15 protein-coding genes are annotated in these 14451 nt (G+C 41.3%); 10 read left to right on the plus strand and 5 right to left on the minus strand.

From position 1 onward, the window contains the following. Positions 1 to 72 precede the first annotated feature (72 nt). Genes PY04_RS09355 through moaA form a run of 3 tightly spaced genes read left to right on the plus strand, consistent with a single transcriptional unit; the run spans position 73 to position 2825 of the window. On the plus strand, positions 73 to 912 hold the full coding sequence (locus PY04_RS09355; protein WP_081482809.1) for a DUF835 domain-containing protein: 840 nt from the start codon (positions 73 to 75) through the stop codon (positions 910 to 912). After that, positions 848 to 1855: a class I SAM-dependent methyltransferase family protein gene (locus PY04_RS01285; RefSeq protein WP_048055878.1), complete on the plus strand. Its 1008-nt coding sequence runs from the start codon at positions 848 to 850 to the stop codon at positions 1853 to 1855. The genes PY04_RS09355 and PY04_RS01285 overlap by 65 nt, the downstream gene beginning before the upstream one ends. A 49-nt stretch (positions 1856 to 1904) precedes the next feature. Then, positions 1905 to 2825 carry a GTP 3',8-cyclase MoaA gene (gene moaA / locus PY04_RS01290; protein WP_014733373.1) on the plus strand — a complete coding sequence of 307 codons (921 nt, stop codon included), beginning with the start codon at positions 1905 to 1907 and terminating at the stop codon, positions 2823 to 2825. A 25-nt stretch (positions 2826 to 2850) separates the two neighbouring features. Here the strand turns inward: moaA and PY04_RS01295 are convergent, their stop codons facing one another. Together PY04_RS01295 and PY04_RS01300 are read right to left on the minus strand one after the other, a co-directional pair. Continuing rightward, complete coding sequence (locus tag PY04_RS01295) at positions 2851 to 4296, minus strand: replication factor C large subunit (RefSeq protein WP_014733374.1); 1446 nt, start codon at positions 4294 to 4296, stop codon at positions 2851 to 2853. Between the two features lie 6 nt (positions 4297 to 4302). Beyond that, positions 4303 to 6906: a replication factor C small subunit gene (locus PY04_RS01300; protein ID WP_014733375.1), complete on the minus strand. Its 2604-nt coding sequence runs from the start codon at positions 6904 to 6906 to the stop codon at positions 4303 to 4305. 118 nt (positions 6907 to 7024) lie between these two features. Here PY04_RS01300 and PY04_RS01305 point away from each other — a divergent pair, with 118 nt between their 5' ends. Continuing rightward, positions 7025 to 7483 carry a metal-dependent hydrolase gene (locus PY04_RS01305; RefSeq protein WP_048055879.1) on the plus strand — a complete coding sequence of 153 codons (459 nt, stop codon included), beginning with the start codon at positions 7025 to 7027 and terminating at the stop codon, positions 7481 to 7483. Here the strand turns inward: PY04_RS01305 and PY04_RS01310 are convergent. After that, on the minus strand, positions 7476 to 8156 hold the full coding sequence (locus PY04_RS01310; RefSeq protein ID WP_014733377.1) for a thioredoxin family protein: 681 nt from the start codon (positions 8154 to 8156) through the stop codon (positions 7476 to 7478). The two genes, PY04_RS01305 and PY04_RS01310, sit on opposite strands and share 8 nt — an antisense overlap. 132 nt (positions 8157 to 8288) lie before the next feature. On the opposite strand from PY04_RS01310, the gene PY04_RS01315 reads away from it, so the two are divergent. From PY04_RS01315 to PY04_RS01325, 3 genes are read left to right on the plus strand one after another with little or no spacing between them, the layout of a single operon-like run. Then, positions 8289 to 9005: a helix-turn-helix domain-containing protein gene (locus PY04_RS01315; protein WP_014733378.1), complete on the plus strand. Its 717-nt coding sequence runs from the start codon at positions 8289 to 8291 to the stop codon at positions 9003 to 9005. Further along, on the plus strand, positions 8974 to 9168 hold the full coding sequence (locus PY04_RS01320; protein ID WP_014733379.1) for a DUF362 domain-containing protein: 195 nt from the start codon (positions 8974 to 8976) through the stop codon (positions 9166 to 9168). The genes PY04_RS01315 and PY04_RS01320 overlap by 32 nt, the downstream gene beginning before the upstream one ends. Further along, positions 9165 to 10346, plus strand: a complete 1182-nt coding sequence (locus PY04_RS01325) for an NAD(P)/FAD-dependent oxidoreductase (protein WP_014733380.1) — start codon at positions 9165 to 9167, stop codon at positions 10344 to 10346. The genes PY04_RS01320 and PY04_RS01325 overlap by 4 nt, the downstream gene beginning before the upstream one ends. On the opposite strand, the gene PY04_RS01330 is transcribed toward PY04_RS01325, so the two are convergent. Together PY04_RS01330 and PY04_RS01335 are read right to left on the minus strand one after the other, a co-directional pair. Next, the gene (locus tag PY04_RS01330; protein WP_014733381.1) at positions 10330 to 11103 is read right to left on the minus strand and encodes an NAD+ synthase; all 774 of its coding nucleotides are present in this window, start codon (positions 11101 to 11103) and stop codon (positions 10330 to 10332) included. The genes PY04_RS01325 and PY04_RS01330 overlap by 17 nt on opposite strands. Then, positions 11100 to 12050 carry a lipopolysaccharide assembly protein LapB gene (locus tag PY04_RS01335; protein WP_014733382.1) on the minus strand — a complete coding sequence of 317 codons (951 nt, stop codon included), beginning with the start codon at positions 12048 to 12050 and terminating at the stop codon, positions 11100 to 11102. Before PY04_RS01335 ends, PY04_RS01330 begins: the two co-directional genes overlap by 4 nt. Positions 12051 to 12106: 56 nt before the next feature. Here PY04_RS01335 and PY04_RS01340 point away from each other — a divergent pair, with 56 nt between their 5' ends. From PY04_RS01340 to PY04_RS01350, 3 genes are all read left to right on the plus strand, one after another. Next, a complete protein-coding gene (locus PY04_RS01340; RefSeq protein ID WP_014733383.1) occupies positions 12107 to 12547 on the plus strand; it encodes a molybdenum cofactor biosynthesis protein MoaE in 441 nt (146 codons plus the stop codon). Positions 12548 to 12655: 108 nt separating this feature from the next. Further along, on the plus strand, positions 12656 to 13576 hold the full coding sequence (locus PY04_RS01345) for a radical SAM protein (RefSeq protein ID WP_014733384.1): 921 nt from the start codon (positions 12656 to 12658) through the stop codon (positions 13574 to 13576). Positions 13577 to 13700: 124 nt separating this feature from the next. Beyond that, positions 13701 to 14447, plus strand: a complete 747-nt coding sequence (locus PY04_RS01350) for an ATPase domain-containing protein (protein WP_014733385.1) — start codon at positions 13701 to 13703, stop codon at positions 14445 to 14447. Positions 14448 to 14451: the final 4 nt, after the last annotated feature.

Genomic DNA, 14451 nt, shown 5'->3' on the forward strand with positions numbered 1-14451 from the left:
TCAAGATTTCAGTTGTCTTAGAGGAGATCCTCACCAATAAATCTATTAACACTCTATGTATACAAACTCAAAATGGTGAAGATGATAGGTATAATAGCTGGTTTAGTTGTTATATTTCTCCCCCTACTAATTTCATTGCATATACTTACGTTAGAGAGACAGTTAGTTGGGGAGATAAAAAGATTTGCAAGGATGGTTATGTTATCTCTCTTTCTGTTTTCATCTTCTGGAGTGTTTATAGTTTTGGAGGCGATGTACCATGGAAACTACTGGATTTATGCTGCAATTCTAATATTCATCTCATATTTTGCTTTAATAGTGAAGGCTATAGAGTATATATCCGAATTTTCTGAAACAAGAGAAAGAAAAGGTGGGGCGTTTATAGTTAGAAGTGAGGAAGAAATAAAGTTCATTGTCAAAACTCTGGACAAATTACAGATAAGATTTCTATTGTTGACCAGAATAAAATCTTCTGTGGAAAAGTACAAGAATGCCGAAGTAGTGTGGATAAGTAGAGTTGGAAGTGGGGTAAGTCCAACAGATTTACATAGACTGTTGGATGTTTCCCTAAAGTTCCTCTTGGAAAATAGGGGCGGGATTATAATAATAGACTGTCTCGAATTCCTTCTCCTGTACAACGAATTTAAGGCCGTTGCTAAGTTTCTCTTTAATCTCAAAGACCACGTAGTCATGAGAGGAGGAATGCTAATATTACACGCTAATCCCGACATTATTGGAGAAAAAGAGTTCAATGTCCTTAGAGAAGAATTTCCTGAAGCAACAGCAGAAGAGTTGCTAGGCATAATATCTCCTCAAGGGCTCTTTGGTCTGCTGGAGGTGCGCAGGGTTGGCGGTAGTGAAAGTCCCGAAGAAAAAGGCGAGGGAGATTCTAGAAATCTTAAAGAAGAATAAGATTCTTGATGGAAAAAGAAAGGCCTTGAGGGATAATGAATTTGTTTACTTTCCAATAACGGACATTGAAAAGGCTAAACAGTTGAACCTAGAAATTCTTCCTTTAGATGCTCCTAGAAGGCCTGAGAGGCAGATATATAAGAATCTTGAGGATCTATTACCCAAAAATATCGTGGAAAGACTCGGTCGGTTGGATATAGTGGGGGATATAGCAATACTTACAATGCCAGAAGACCTTAAAGAAAAGGTGAGGGAAATAGCCAACGCAATAAAAAAACTTTATCCAGAGGTTAGGGTCATTGCACGTAGAGGATTCCATGAGGGCGAGTTTAGGGTTAGGAGACTTGAAGTTGTATGGGGAGAAAATAGGCTTGAGACAGTTCACAAGGAAAACGGCGTTCTGATAAAAGTTGACCTTTCTAAAGTTTTCTTTAACCCAAGAATGAAGGGAGAAAGGTATAGAATAGCGCAACTTGTGAATGATGGAGAGAAGATCCTTATACCTTTTGCAGGTGTTCTTCCCTATGCACTGGTAATAGCTAGATATAAGAAAGTTGATATTACAGCTGTTGAGCTTAACCCGGAGGCTGTAAAGCTCGGATACGAAAATATAAAGCTGAATGAAAAAAGATTGAAGGGGAGGATTAACTTAATTAAGGGAGATGTATTTGAAGTTCTCCAAAAACTGCCCGAATTTGATAGGGTCATCAGCCCGACACCAAAGGGCGTTGATGCTCTAAGTATAGTTCTCTCCAAGGCACGAAAATTTCTCCACTATTATGATTTTGTCCATGAGGATGAAATTGAGGTGTTTAAAAAGAGGATAGTTGAAGAATGTAGGCTTCAGGGAAAGGAGTGTACTGTTAACGTCAAGAAGATTGCCGACTACAAGCCCCATGTCTACAAGGTCTGTGCCGATGTTGAGATTAAACAAAACCATTAACGCAAAGGCTTATTTTTATCATTTCACCTGTCCTTCTTAGGAGGTTGCAATGTTCATAGACAGATTCGGAAGGCCTGTTACTAACCTTCGAATATCTTTAACAAAAGAGTGTAATCTCAACTGCTTTTACTGCCATAGGGAAGGTCAGCTTGATGGAGAGCGGAGAATGACTCCTGAGGAAATAGAGAGGATAGTTAGGATAGCTTCTCGATTAGGAATCAAAAAAGTTAAGCTCACGGGAGGAGAACCAACAATAAGGAAAGACATAGTCGAAATCGTGAAGAGGATAAGGCCCTATGTGATAGACTTGTCTTTAACCACGAACGGAACTACGCTGTACACACTGGCAGATGACCTCAAAGAAGCTGGGCTTGATAGGGTTAACATAAGTCTTGATACACTTGACAGAAAGAAGTATAAGATGATAACAGGTTTTGACGTTCTTGATCAGGTTATAAAAGGAATTAAGAAAGCCGTAAAGCTGTTCTATCCGGTAAAGCTAAACATGGTCGTCATGAGGGGAATAAATGATGACGAAATCTGGGATATGATAAAGTTTGCTGGCGACGTTGGGGCAATTCTTCAGTTGATAGAGATAGAGGTTCCCAGGGAGATGGAAAACTCTCAGTTTTTTAGGGATTTCTTTTATCCTTTAAAACCCCTCGAGGAGGAATTTGAAAAGATTGCCGTTGAGATAAGGGAGCGGAGAATGCATAGAAGGAGGAAGTACTTCCTACCAGTGGATGGAAAAGTTGTGGAGGTTGAAGTAGTTAGGTCGATGCATAATACTGTATTCTGTATGAACTGTACTAGATTAAGACTTACTGCCGATGGTTACCTAAAGACATGCCTGCTTCGAAAAGATGACTTGATAGACATTCTTGGACCTATGAGGAGAGGTGCAAGTGATGCGGAGCTTGTAGAGATATTCAAGAGGGCTGTATATATGAGGAAACCCTATTGGATTTAAATAAAAACGGAGGAAGGGACTAGTCTTATTTCTTCTTAATAAAGTCGAAGAGTGTAACTTGCTTTCCTTTCTTCTTCTCTTTTGGTTTTTCTTCTTTAGCTTCTTTTTTCTCTTCCTCTTCCTTCTTCTCAATATTTTCCTCCTCGACTTCCTCCTCTGCTTCTTCTACCTCTCCCTCCTCTTCATGCTCTTCTATTTCTTTTTCTTCCTCAGCTTTAGTGAGCTTGAGTTTTCTCCTTATTGCTAGAGCCTTTCCCCAAATTGTGCCTGCATTATCCTTTCCAGCTAAGAATTCAACTTCTTTTTCACTAAGCCCCAAGAAAACTGTAAAGTGGGCTGCTAGATCCAAGTTATTTTCGAATATCGTCCTTAGTATCTTCATTGTTTCAAGGGCCTCAAGCTTGCTCATGTGCATCTCTTTCATTATTTTTTTCAGTATGGAGTCCCTTGTTGATCTCTCCTCTTTGCTCTCTGCCAGTATCTTTAAGGTGTTTGGTGGATAAAACTTTGCAAATCCTCTTTTCTTAGTTCCGGCGACAGCCACTCCGGCGGTCATCATATCTATAGCGTACTTCCACAGGGAGTAGTTTCCGGTTCTGGAGGCCCTTCCTAGGTATATATCTGCCCTGCTTATTGCATCGTATGCCTTTGCCATCTCTTCCGGCCTAAGATACATATGGGGAATGTTTTCGTCAACCCAGAGTAAGAATTCGTCGGGAGACATGTCAAGGTTCCAGAGTGCCATTTTGGCCTTTTTTGCATTATCACTTGAGAAAACGAGACCAAGTGCTTGAAATACAGTCTTTTCGACGTCTCTATATGCAAGTATTTGCTTTGCATCTTCAATTCCACCAATTGCTACTGTTTGCAGGTCATTTATTGCCGCTCTGAGGTCTCCACTGGCTCTTTTTGCTATTTCAACGAGAATTTCTTTTGGAATTGTTATTCCCTCTTTTTTCAGTATTCTAACCATTGCTGTCATTAGGTCTCTCTGGGTGAGTCTTTTGTACTCGACTAACTCTGCTTTCTCTCTGATTTCCTTTGGAACTTCCCAATACTTGTTTGCTGCCATTATTATGGGATTTCTTGCCTTATCAATTAATTTGGCTATCTCTTTCGCTCCACTTGGTTCTATGTTATCTGCCTCATCTAAGAATATCAGCTTTCTCCTTTTTCCAAATATATCCATAGTGTATGCCGCTTGAACGTACCTTGCTATTTTCTCGTAAGTTCTTTCGTCACTTGCATTTAGCTCTATGACTTCGAAGTTGTACTCGTTAGCTATGGCGTAAACTGTAGTTGTTTTTCCGCTCCCTGGAGGCCCAGCTAAGAGTAATGCTTTCTTTTTTGGAGGATTCCCATGAAGCCAGCTTTCTATCCACGCTTTAACTTTCTCTATAGCCTGCTCTTGGTTAACTATTTCACTTAATCTCTTCGGTCTATACTTCTCAACCCAGGGAAGCTCTGGCATGTTTCATCACTTCTTCCCTATTAGCGTGAACTGGGCTAGCAAGGCTTCAAGCTGTATCATTTCATTTGCACCTTCAACGAGTCTGAAGTTGTACTCTCCTATTTTGTCTGCGAGCTGGACTTTTTTGGGCTCTGATATTGGTAGGTTGAACACTTCCTTGTGCATCTGAACCAAGACGTCTTCTCCGCTCAACCCCTGTTTCAGAAGTATCTCTCTGAGTTTTTCCCTAGCTTTGAGGAAGTTTCCTTCGAGTGCTAGGAGCATCATCTGCCTAACATCCTCGGGCCTTGCCCTGCTAGCAACCATAAAAACATTTTCATCTGTTATTTTCTTGTCTAAAGCTGCTGCGGCTTGCAGTATGTTTATAGCTCTTCTCATATCTCCTTCCGCTATATACAGAATCGCTTGGAGTCCCTCCTCTGTTAATTCCAATCCTTCATTTTCAGCTATGAACTTCAGCCTTTTTGCTATATCTTCATCCCTCAAGGGTCTAAAGCGGAAGATTGCACATCTGCTCTGTATGGGCTCAATTATCTTGGAGGAGTAGTTGCAGCTGAGTATAAACCTCACGTTGATGGAGAACATTTCCATAGTCCTCCTCAGGGCCTGCTGGGCATCCTGCGTCAGTGCATCTGCCTCGTCGAGGAATATTATTTTGAAGCTTGCTCCGCCTATGGGCTTAGTCCTAGCGAATTCCTTTACTTTCTCTCTAATAACGTTTATCCCGCGCTCATCGCTCGCATTCAGCTCAAGGAAGTTGTGGCGCCAGTTCTCGCCGAAAAGCTCCCTAGCAAGGGCCAAAGCAGCAGTTGTGTTGTGGAGAACCGTTGGGAGGTTCCCACCTATGAAGTTGTGGTAACCAGGAACGTGCAGGTCATAGATTATGAAGTCCCCCTTAAGCTTCTCAATCTCAACTATCTCATCCCATAGAAGTTCATTTTGGTTTAGGAAGATCAGGTAAGCTATTCCTCTCTTAAGTTTTTCATCACTCAGTATGTCCCTAAGGAGTTTCAGCTCTGCTTTCCTAATCTCTTCAAGGACATCTATCCTCTCTGTGTTGCCTTCAAGGATTCCCTTGACGCTTGAGTTCCACATCCCAACGAGTCTTCCAATTTCTGCATAGCTGGAATACTTCCTAGCAAAGAGGCGCATTGCTTCTACGGTTTCCTTCATATCAATTCCAAGTGCCTCTGCTATTTTCAGGTAGTTCCTTAAACTTGGCCTTCTCTCGCCCTTTATATACTTAAGAATTCTATCTACCCTTATTCCTGTCTTTTTGGCTATTTCTTCCTTTCTCTTCCGAATCTCTTCCCAGTCGATTATGAGACTCCTAGACAGGGCATTTTCCAATCTCTCAAGCTCGCTGAGGCGGTGATATATCTCCTTCATTAGTTCCCATGATATCTTTCTAGCTTCCTCAGGGCTCCAGTGAGCCTTGTTCTCGTGGAATGTTAGCCTGAGTTTGTTCCTAACGTAAGAGATCAACTCTCTATCGATGTAAAGGTAGCCAATGTTCTGATTAGAGCCTCTTATAAGGGTTTCTGCCTTCTTTCTCTTATCTTCCACTGAGAAGCCAACTTCGGTTAAGAAGCGCGAAACATTGTTCTGGCCAGAGATTACCACGTAATAATGGGAGCGTCCCTTTTCATGCCTTTCTTTAACTCTGCTTATGATTCCTAGTCCGGATAAGGCGTATGAAATCTGCTCTGCCATTTCTTTGCTGGCGGTGGAGAGAACTATGCCATCTTTCTCAACACTGGCGTCACAATCAAAGTATGCCCTTAGGAAGGAGCGCAGGCCCTTCCATCCCTGGGGAGGTATGTAAATCTTATCGGCCTTTTTACCAACGAGACCAAGGTTTTTAACTAGTTCCTTGGCCTTCTTTGAGTTCACGTAGACATAAGGTGTGCGGTTTTCCCGGGTCTTCTCTCTTATCTTTGCATCGGGGAAGAGCTTCTCTGTTAGCTCCATGAAGCGTCTTCTAAGCCTCGTGTTCGTGTTTGTGAATATTATAACGTTGCTCTGCATATTGGCATAACCACTTCCCATGAAGTATCCGAGCCATTCCGCGAGAGGATCCTCCTCGAGGATCACAGGGAGAAAGCGCGGAACAGCTAGCTTGTCACCGGGCCTTAGCTCCTCGGCTTTCACCCATTCGATTTTACCATCTTTCCTGTTAACGAGGAGAGGGTGATAGGGTGTTACCTTGAGCTCCCTTCCGAGTTTCGTTCTTATTCTGACTAACTCGTTTGTTCTATCCTTGTAAACGTACTCCACAGGCAGCTCCTTAATCTTACCGTCTTCGTCAATACCAAGAACTACAAGACCTTTGACAGGTGTTGGCCCGAATCTGCCTCCAGATATCCTCTCAACGAGCTCCCCTATTGTAGTTAGCTCGCCGTTAACTATGACTTTTGCTTCTCCAGTAAGACACTTTCCAACACCTGGTGGTCCAGCAAAGAGTAGGTGAGGCATTGAACCAGTCTTAACGTAGTGTTTAAGCCTCTTGACGATATGTTCCTGTCCAACTATATCGTCAAGCCTTTGTGGTCTATACTTTTCAACCCAGGGCTTTTCAAGAACTTTAACTTCCCTGACTTCTTCGCCCATGCTCACGCACCTAATTCACTACAAGAAATATGGGAAAGTTAAATCTTGCGGCACTATGGTGAGAACTTTTGTGTTCTACTTCGCGAAATATTTAAACAGGAACTAGAAACTTGAAAACATGGATCCGGTGGAGCATGCTTCGATACCAGCGATTGCATACATGGCTTTTTCTCAAAATCCTGATCCGATACACCTAGCTTTTCTGATTTTCGGGGCAATTTTTCCTGATTTAGATGTTTTTGCTAAGGAGCATAGATCTTATCTTCACTCCTTCTTCTTACTTCTCCCTCTTTTCTTATTGTCGTTTGTCTCCCCTTATCTAATGATGTTCTCATTGGGTATTTTGTCACATCTTCTCTTAGATATGTTTTCAGGTGTTATTCCCTTCTTCTATCCTATAAAGAGGATTGGATATGGAGTAGAAATTCTTGCTCATGTTAAAGACTTTAGCGTAAGAATAGACTGGAGGGTCGTTAAAAGGTATCCAGATCCAAAAATTGAGAGAACCTTAGAACTCAACAGAACGATTCCTCTTGGAATTTTGGCACTAATAATGATAATAAAGAGGTTTAGCTGAGAGCGGCAAGGAGCTTTTCGAGGAACATCTTCTCTGGGTAAGCACCCTCAAATTGTACCTTGTCTTCGCCGTTGACCTGAATGACGATCTTTGGAACCGCCATGACGTTGTATTGATCTGCCCACTCTGGATATTCAATTGCCTCAACCATGTCTCCAAGGATTTTGCCTTTTCCAGCTTTGGTGTTTTCTATAGCAAATTTATGTGCCATTCTGACTGCCAGTGGGCAGTATGGGCAGGTTGGTGTTACGAATACGAGTATCCTAACGTCTTGGTCTATGTTTCTAAGTGCTTCTTTGCTTTCATCCATTAGATCAGTTTGGGCATTGCTAACATCTACTATGTCCTCAAGGAATGCTGCAAACTCATGACCAGCTGGAAGGCCAAAGTACCTGACTCCAAAGTCCTTTCCATCCTGGGTTATGGTGGTAGCTGGGGCTCTGTCGATTCTGTACTTCCTTGCTAACTCCTGTCCCTCTGGAGTGTCAAAGTCGACTATTTCGTAAGTGAGCTTATCTGAAAGCTCAGATAGCTCTTGAACGAGCTGCTTTAACTGGTCACAATATTGACAATGTTCTTTTCCAATGAATACGATGAGCTTAACTGGGTTTGTCATTTTAGAGAAGAATTCCTCTTTTATTATCTTCTTGTCAGCATCACTAATCAATCCCATCTCACTCACCTCCATCTAAACGTTTATAACGCTCATTAGCAAACCTAAAGTTGGCTTCAATCAAGGTTGTCAACCGAAGGTTGAATGCACAATATATAAGCTTTGCGCCACACATGTGGGTAGGTGGTGAATATGGAACCAGACGTCTTTTATATCCTGGGTAACAAAGTTAGGAGGGATTTGCTATCTCATTTAACATGTACTGAGTGCTACTTTAGTCTCTTAAGTAGTAGAGTTACAGTGTCTTCCACTGCAGTTGCTAAGCATCTTAAGATAATGGAAAGGGAAGGTATTCTGAAGTCTTATGAAAAAGAGGAGAGATTCATAGGCCCTACTAAGAAGTACTATAAGATATCAATAGCCAAATCCTATGTCGTGACTCTAACTCCTGAGATGTTCTGGTATAGGGGATTTGATATAGATTCTCCAGAGCCTATTGATGTAGAAATAACACTCTCAGGCCTTAAGGAGAGCCCTCAGAATTTAAATGAGATGTTATCCGAGTTTTTAAAGGCAAATAAAGAGCTTGAAAAAGTTCTCAGGGCTTTTAAGTCGATTGAGGCTTATCGGAACATGCTCATAAGGAAGATTAAGGATGAGTATCTTAGGACTATAGGTGACATGACCCAATTAGCCATCTTACATTACCTACTCCTCAACGGGGAGGCCACAATTGAGGAGCTTAGTGATAGGTTGAACCTTAAGGAAAGAGAAGTTAAGGAAAAAATTTCTGAGATGGCTAAATTCGTTCCAGTAAAGATGATAAATGAAAACAAGGTTGTCTTAGATGAAGCAAAGATACTTGAAGGTGATAATCATGGGAAAGAAAATAAGGGTAATGGTGAATGAGGATAAGTGCTATCTCTGTGGCGGTTGTGCTGGAGTTTGTCCCACCCTTGCAATAGAGGTTTCCTCTTCTTGGCACTTTATTGAGGACAAATGCATTTCGTGCATGATATGCATAAAGGCCTGTCCAGTTGGGGCACTAACTTACGAGGAGGTGTCTCAATGAGATACGATGTCATTGTAGTTGGTTCTGGGGTTGCGGGCCCAATAGTTGCTAGAAATGTTGCTAAAGCTGGTTTTTCTGTTCTGCTGGTTGATAAAAAACCTGCAATTGGGACACCAAAACAGTGCGCCGAGGGAATTAATGTTAACGTCTTCAAGGAATTCGACATTCCCTATGATAAAAGGTTCATCAACAGAGAAATCTATGGGGCCAGGATATACTCTCCAAGTGGATATACTGCCGAGCTGAGGTACAAGGAAGTTAGTGGGGTTATTCTTGAAAGGAAAGTATTCGACAAAATGCTGGCATATTATGCCGCTAAGGAAGGGGCAGAGGTACTAGCTAGAACTGAAGTCGTGGATGTTCTAAAAAGGAATGGTAAAATAGTGGGAGTCAAGGCAAAGCACGAAGGAGAACCCATAGAGATTGAGGCTGAAATTATAGTGGCTGCAGATGGTGTTGAAAGTACTGTGGCAAGGAAAGCAGGAATAAACACGTATGCTCCTCCTCATGAGTTTGATTCTGCTTACGAATATGAGATGTTGATAGAGGGGTATGATCCCGACTTAATCCATTTATGGTTTGGGAATGAAATAGCTCCTCGCGGTTACGTATGGGTATTCCCAAAGGATGAGGACAGAGCAAATGTTGGAATTGGGATAAATTCAGACAACGAGAAGACGGCCAAATATTACCTCGATAAGTGGCTCAAGGAGAACAATATCCCCAGGAACAGGATCCTTGAAATTAACGTTGGTTTAGTTCCCGTGGGGGGATTCGTTAAGGAGTTAGTCAAGGACAATGTTCTTGTAGTGGGTGATGCTGCTAGGCAAGTTAATCCCGTTCACGGTGGAGGAATGTACGAAGCCATGAAAGCATCGACAATTGCATCCAAATGGATCGTTAGAGCCCTAGAGGAAGAGAATGTTGAGCTTTTAAAGAACTATACAAAAGAGTGGTGGGAAACTGAAGGTCCAAAGATGGAGAAGTTGCTTAGGTTAAGAAGGGCTATGGAGAAGCTAACTGATGAAGACATTGATGTATTTGTACAGCTACTTGGTGGTACGGATCTTGAGAAACTTGCTAGTGGAAATTACTTTGAAGTTGTGAAGGCCCTAATGAAGCATCCAAAAGTTTTAATGAGCAAAAGAAGGCTTGAAATACTTAAGGCTCTTGTATAAGGTCTTCGAAACTTGGTCCTATTGGCAATCTTCTTTTATGTTCGCTATTTTTTATAAGCCTCTCAACGTATTCTACCCTCTCGAGAGGAACATTTAGCTCCTCAGCTATCTTGTCCTTTGGCATTTTCAGATCAACAAGCCTCCATAATATTTCATCAAGCAATTTATATGTGATTCCCAGCTCATCTTCATCAGTCTGTCCTTCCCATAGTCCTGCAGTAGGCTTCTTGGCTACTATTCTCTCTGGTACTCCTAAAATCCTTGCAATTTCCCAGACTTCAGTTTTGTAAAGATTTATTAAAGGTGCATAATCACTGGCCCCATCTCCCCACTTTGTGAAATATCCCGTTAAGAACTCACTCCTGTTGCTGGTTCCAAGGACTAGTCTTCCTAGAGAATTTGCGTGGGCATAAAGTAGAACCATCCTTGTCCTAGCCATTATGTTTCCCAAGGTCTTTTTGTCGATTTCTTCTCCTATTGCTCTCTCGAACTCGTCAACTACTGGTTTTATACTGATAATTTTGTAGTTAATTCCCAGGGATTCTGCAACAAGCTTGGCATCTTCGACATCATTGTTTTCATAGTACGGCATGATTAGGCCTAAAACTTTCTTTTTTCCTAATGCCCTTACCGCTAGATATGCTGTGGTTGCACTGTCTACTCCCCCACTTATTCCTATGACAACTCCATCCTCTGCGTTTTCTCTTATGAAGGAGACTATTCTATCAATGGCCTTGCTATAATCTAGCCTCCTCATAGTTCTGCCTCCCCTAGGAACTCTAAGAGGGAAACTAATCTCTCGTCTTTAACTTTGAGTATTATCTCGCTGACTTCTTCTCTCCCTATTTTCCCATCTTTGTATAAGGCTATCCTTCTCACCCCTTCAAAGAAGTCTCCTAGCTCCGGAAATGCGGCTTTAAACATTGGCATATTATTGTATATCTCCTCAAACTCGTCTTCAAGCATTAGTTGCCATATCACGTCTATTAACCCATCAAATGCTACCTCAAAGAAATCTGATCCCTTAGCCTCAAGCATCGCGTATAGGCATTCTTGGATTGCTGCTTCATAATTTTCCTCATCTTCGAATATCTCTTCGAATGCAAGGTGTATTTGGGCTTTTAACTCACCACTAGGCGTCTCTGGAAGGAGTCTTGCAAGCTTCTCCTTCGCCATGACCTTATCGCCGGCTTCAAAAGTGAGATATGCCTCATAGATTTCAGCTTGGAGCATTTTTTCTTTGTTATTTGCCTTTCTAAACTCTTCTATTGCTTTTTTCATAAGCTCTAATGCTTTTTCATACTCCTGAAGTTCCTCATGAACTGTTGCCATCCCATAATATACTTCTCCTAGCTTTTCTGGATCTTCTATCTCCTTAGTAAGGTCTCTATAGACCTCAAGGGCTTTTTCTGGGAATCCTAGCAGAGCATATAGATCGGCTAGTTGCAGTAAGCCTTCGAATCCAGCCTTCTTAGCTAGCTCCTCAAATTCGGTAATTTTGTCGATTCCAAAGAATTCTGCATAGTAATAGACAACATTTTTGTAAAGGTCAATATTATTGGTTTTCTTGGCCAGTTCTTCAACCATTTCAAGTATTTCCTTCAGCTCTTCATCCGTTGCGGAGTCTATAATCTTTGGTAGAATTTCTCTGACCTTTTCTATGTTTTCGCTTTCTATTGCCTTTTTAATTTCTTCAATTTCCATCACAGCCTCCCCACATAATTTTTAAGCTGGCTCTCTTAAATATCTTGGGACCTGAGATGGATGAAAAGATTGGCCTCTTTAAAAAGCCAGCGGATTTCGATTTGGAGAAGGCAATTGACTTAGTCTCCTCTGAAGAAACTGGGGGCATAGTGGTATTCTTGGGAAAGGTGAGAAACGAAAATATGGGAAAACGAGTTAAAAAACTCATATATGAAGCTTATGAAGAAATGGCATTGGCCGAAATGGAAAGAATAAGAAAGGAGGCCCTGGAAAAGTTTCCAATAAAAGATGCTTTAATATGGCATAGAGTGGGTGAGCTTGAAATTGGGGAGAACACGATTCTCGTGGTTGTGTCGGCCAAGCATAGGAGAGAGGCCTTTGATGCTTGTGTCTGGATTGTTGACGAGGTTAAGAAGAGGGTTCCGATATGGAAGAGGGAGGTAACTGAGGAGGGAGAGTTCTGGATTGAGGGTGATAGACATATTCCAGTTAAGTGAAAGAAGCTTTCTTTTCAATTTTTTACTCACTACTTTGAGTGGTGTGTAAAATCCGTATAGAAAAAGTTAATATAAATCGTTGCTATCTTTATTTTTTGGTGAGTGATAGTGGAGAAAGCGAAAACAATAAGTCATGAAGTGCCCGTTAGTGGTGCGAGAATAACCACTATTTCAAAACCCCCTTGGGTAGCAATTCCGCATACTGGAAAACTTGAGAGAATAATCCTCTTAATAGGTTCTGGAAAGGGTGTCTTCTCGGACTCATCTTATATTCCAAGGAGCATTGGTTGTATTGGTAACAATAAGATAACACTGTATAGGGAGAGAATTCCATTGGAGAAGTTCATGAAAATAATCGATGAGTTTGCAGAGATAGCAAAGGGAGGAGAAGTTTACATAACTAACTATGATAGCATTGAGGAAGCAGTTAGACTCGCCAAATATGCAGCTTCCAAGGATCTTAAAACATATTTAATTGCCCTATTTGAGGATGTTCAAAGGATACCTAAGGATAGGAAGTTTAAAGTTGTTTGTGAGATATTCTTTAAAGAACTGGACTCATTGAACACTATAAACGACCATGACATTGACGTGCTTTTAGTTATCGCAACATATGAGCAGTATCGTGAGTTAGTAGAAAAGGAATTAGATTTTGCTGGAGAAATTTGGATAGACCTCCTATATCCTGGTTCTCTTAGAGGTCTTACCTTTAATCCAATAGAAGTAAGGAAAGTCACAAATCCCACAGCAACCCAGTATAATAACTGTATGGCTGGTTTAGTTGCTATAACACCCGATGGATTTGCTGTTCCTTGTCCTCTACTCAGAAAGTTTGTTGTTGGTGATATAACTAAGGAAAGTTTGAGAAAAATACTGAAAAAACAGAGACTAAAGAAATTCTGGAAACTTACCAAAGACTATATAGAGGGCTGTAATAAGTGTTCTTTGAGATATATTTGCCATGACTGTAGGGCTTTGGAATATCAAGCTACGGGGGACATATTTAGCATGGAGTTTTGCCTGTTGTAGATTTTCTAATTTTTATCTTTTTCAAGCACTATCCTTCTAACGATTTTGGAATTTTATAGCAAAAGGTTTATATTTTTAAGCCCAAGAACTAACGAATAGGTCAGGCTTATCTGGGGTGATGATCATGAGTTATCAACCAATTAGGAGAGTTAAAAGTGGTATTCCTGGATTTGATGAATTAATTGAGGGAGGGTTTCCAGAGGGTACTACTGTTCTTCTTACAGGTGGCACTGGAACGGGTAAAACTACATTTGCTGCTCAGTTCATATACAAAGGGGCCGAGGAATACGGCGAGCCTGGAGTTTTTGTAACTCTAGAAGAGAGAGCTAAAGACTTAAGAAGAGAAATGGCCGCTTTTGGCTGGGATTTTGAGAAGTACGAAAAGGAGGGCATGATAGCGATTGTTGATGGTGTTAGTGCGACTGCAGGTCTTCCAAGTGAAGAGAGGTTCGTTTTGGAGGACAGATTTAACATCGATAACTTCCTTAGGTATATCTACCGCGTTGTGAAGGCTATAAACGCGAAGAGGCTTGTTATAGATTCCATACCATCGATAGCTCTCAGACTAGAGGAGGAAAGGCAAATAAGAGAGGTTTTGCTCAAATTAAACACTATCCTTCTCGAAATGGGTGTGACTACTATACTTACGACTGAAGCTCCAGACCCCCAGCATGGTAAAATAAGCAGGTATGGAATTGAGGAATTTATTGCAAGAGGTGTTATAGTCCTAGACCTCCAAGAGAGAAACATCGAGTTGAAGAGATATATCTTGATTAGGAAAATGCGTGAGACGAGGCATTCAATGAAGAAGTATCCATTCGAAATTGGTCCAAATGGAGTTGTCGTATATCCAAGCGGAGAAATCTACTAGCAGG

It is taken from the genome of Pyrococcus sp. ST04 (assembly GCF_000263735.1).
Classification (GTDB): domain Archaea; phylum Methanobacteriota_B; class Thermococci; order Thermococcales; family Thermococcaceae; genus Pyrococcus.

What these genes read in the sequence shown, in the direction of transcription:
- PY04_RS01330 (WP_014733381.1), bottom strand. Translation starts at nt 11,103, where the DNA reads ATGAGGAGGCTAGATTATAGCAAGGCCATTGATAGAATAGTCTCCTTC.
- PY04_RS01320 (WP_014733379.1), top strand. Translation starts at nt 8,974, where the DNA reads ATGGGAAAGAAAATAAGGGTAATGGTGAATGAGGATAAGTGCTATCTC.
- PY04_RS01350 (WP_014733385.1), top strand. Translation starts at nt 13,701, where the DNA reads ATGAGTTATCAACCAATTAGGAGAGTTAAAAGTGGTATTCCTGGATTT.
- PY04_RS01295 (WP_014733374.1), bottom strand. Translation starts at nt 4,296, where the DNA reads ATGCCAGAGCTTCCCTGGGTTGAGAAGTATAGACCGAAGAGATTAAGT.
- PY04_RS09355 (WP_081482809.1), top strand. Translation starts at nt 73, where the DNA reads ATGGTGAAGATGATAGGTATAATAGCTGGTTTAGTTGTTATATTTCTC.
- PY04_RS01305 (WP_048055879.1), top strand. Translation starts at nt 7,025, where the DNA reads ATGGATCCGGTGGAGCATGCTTCGATACCAGCGATTGCATACATGGCT.
- PY04_RS01315 (WP_014733378.1), top strand. Translation starts at nt 8,289, where the DNA reads ATGGAACCAGACGTCTTTTATATCCTGGGTAACAAAGTTAGGAGGGAT.
- PY04_RS01325 (WP_014733380.1), top strand. Translation starts at nt 9,165, where the DNA reads ATGAGATACGATGTCATTGTAGTTGGTTCTGGGGTTGCGGGCCCAATA.
- PY04_RS01340 (WP_014733383.1), top strand. Translation starts at nt 12,107, where the DNA reads ATGGATGAAAAGATTGGCCTCTTTAAAAAGCCAGCGGATTTCGATTTG.
- PY04_RS01310 (WP_014733377.1), bottom strand. Translation starts at nt 8,156, where the DNA reads ATGGGATTGATTAGTGATGCTGACAAGAAGATAATAAAAGAGGAATTC.
- moaA (WP_014733373.1), top strand. Translation starts at nt 1,905, where the DNA reads ATGTTCATAGACAGATTCGGAAGGCCTGTTACTAACCTTCGAATATCT.
- PY04_RS01300 (WP_014733375.1), bottom strand. Translation starts at nt 6,906, where the DNA reads ATGGGCGAAGAAGTCAGGGAAGTTAAAGTTCTTGAAAAGCCCTGGGTT.
- PY04_RS01335 (WP_014733382.1), bottom strand. Translation starts at nt 12,050, where the DNA reads ATGGAAATTGAAGAAATTAAAAAGGCAATAGAAAGCGAAAACATAGAA.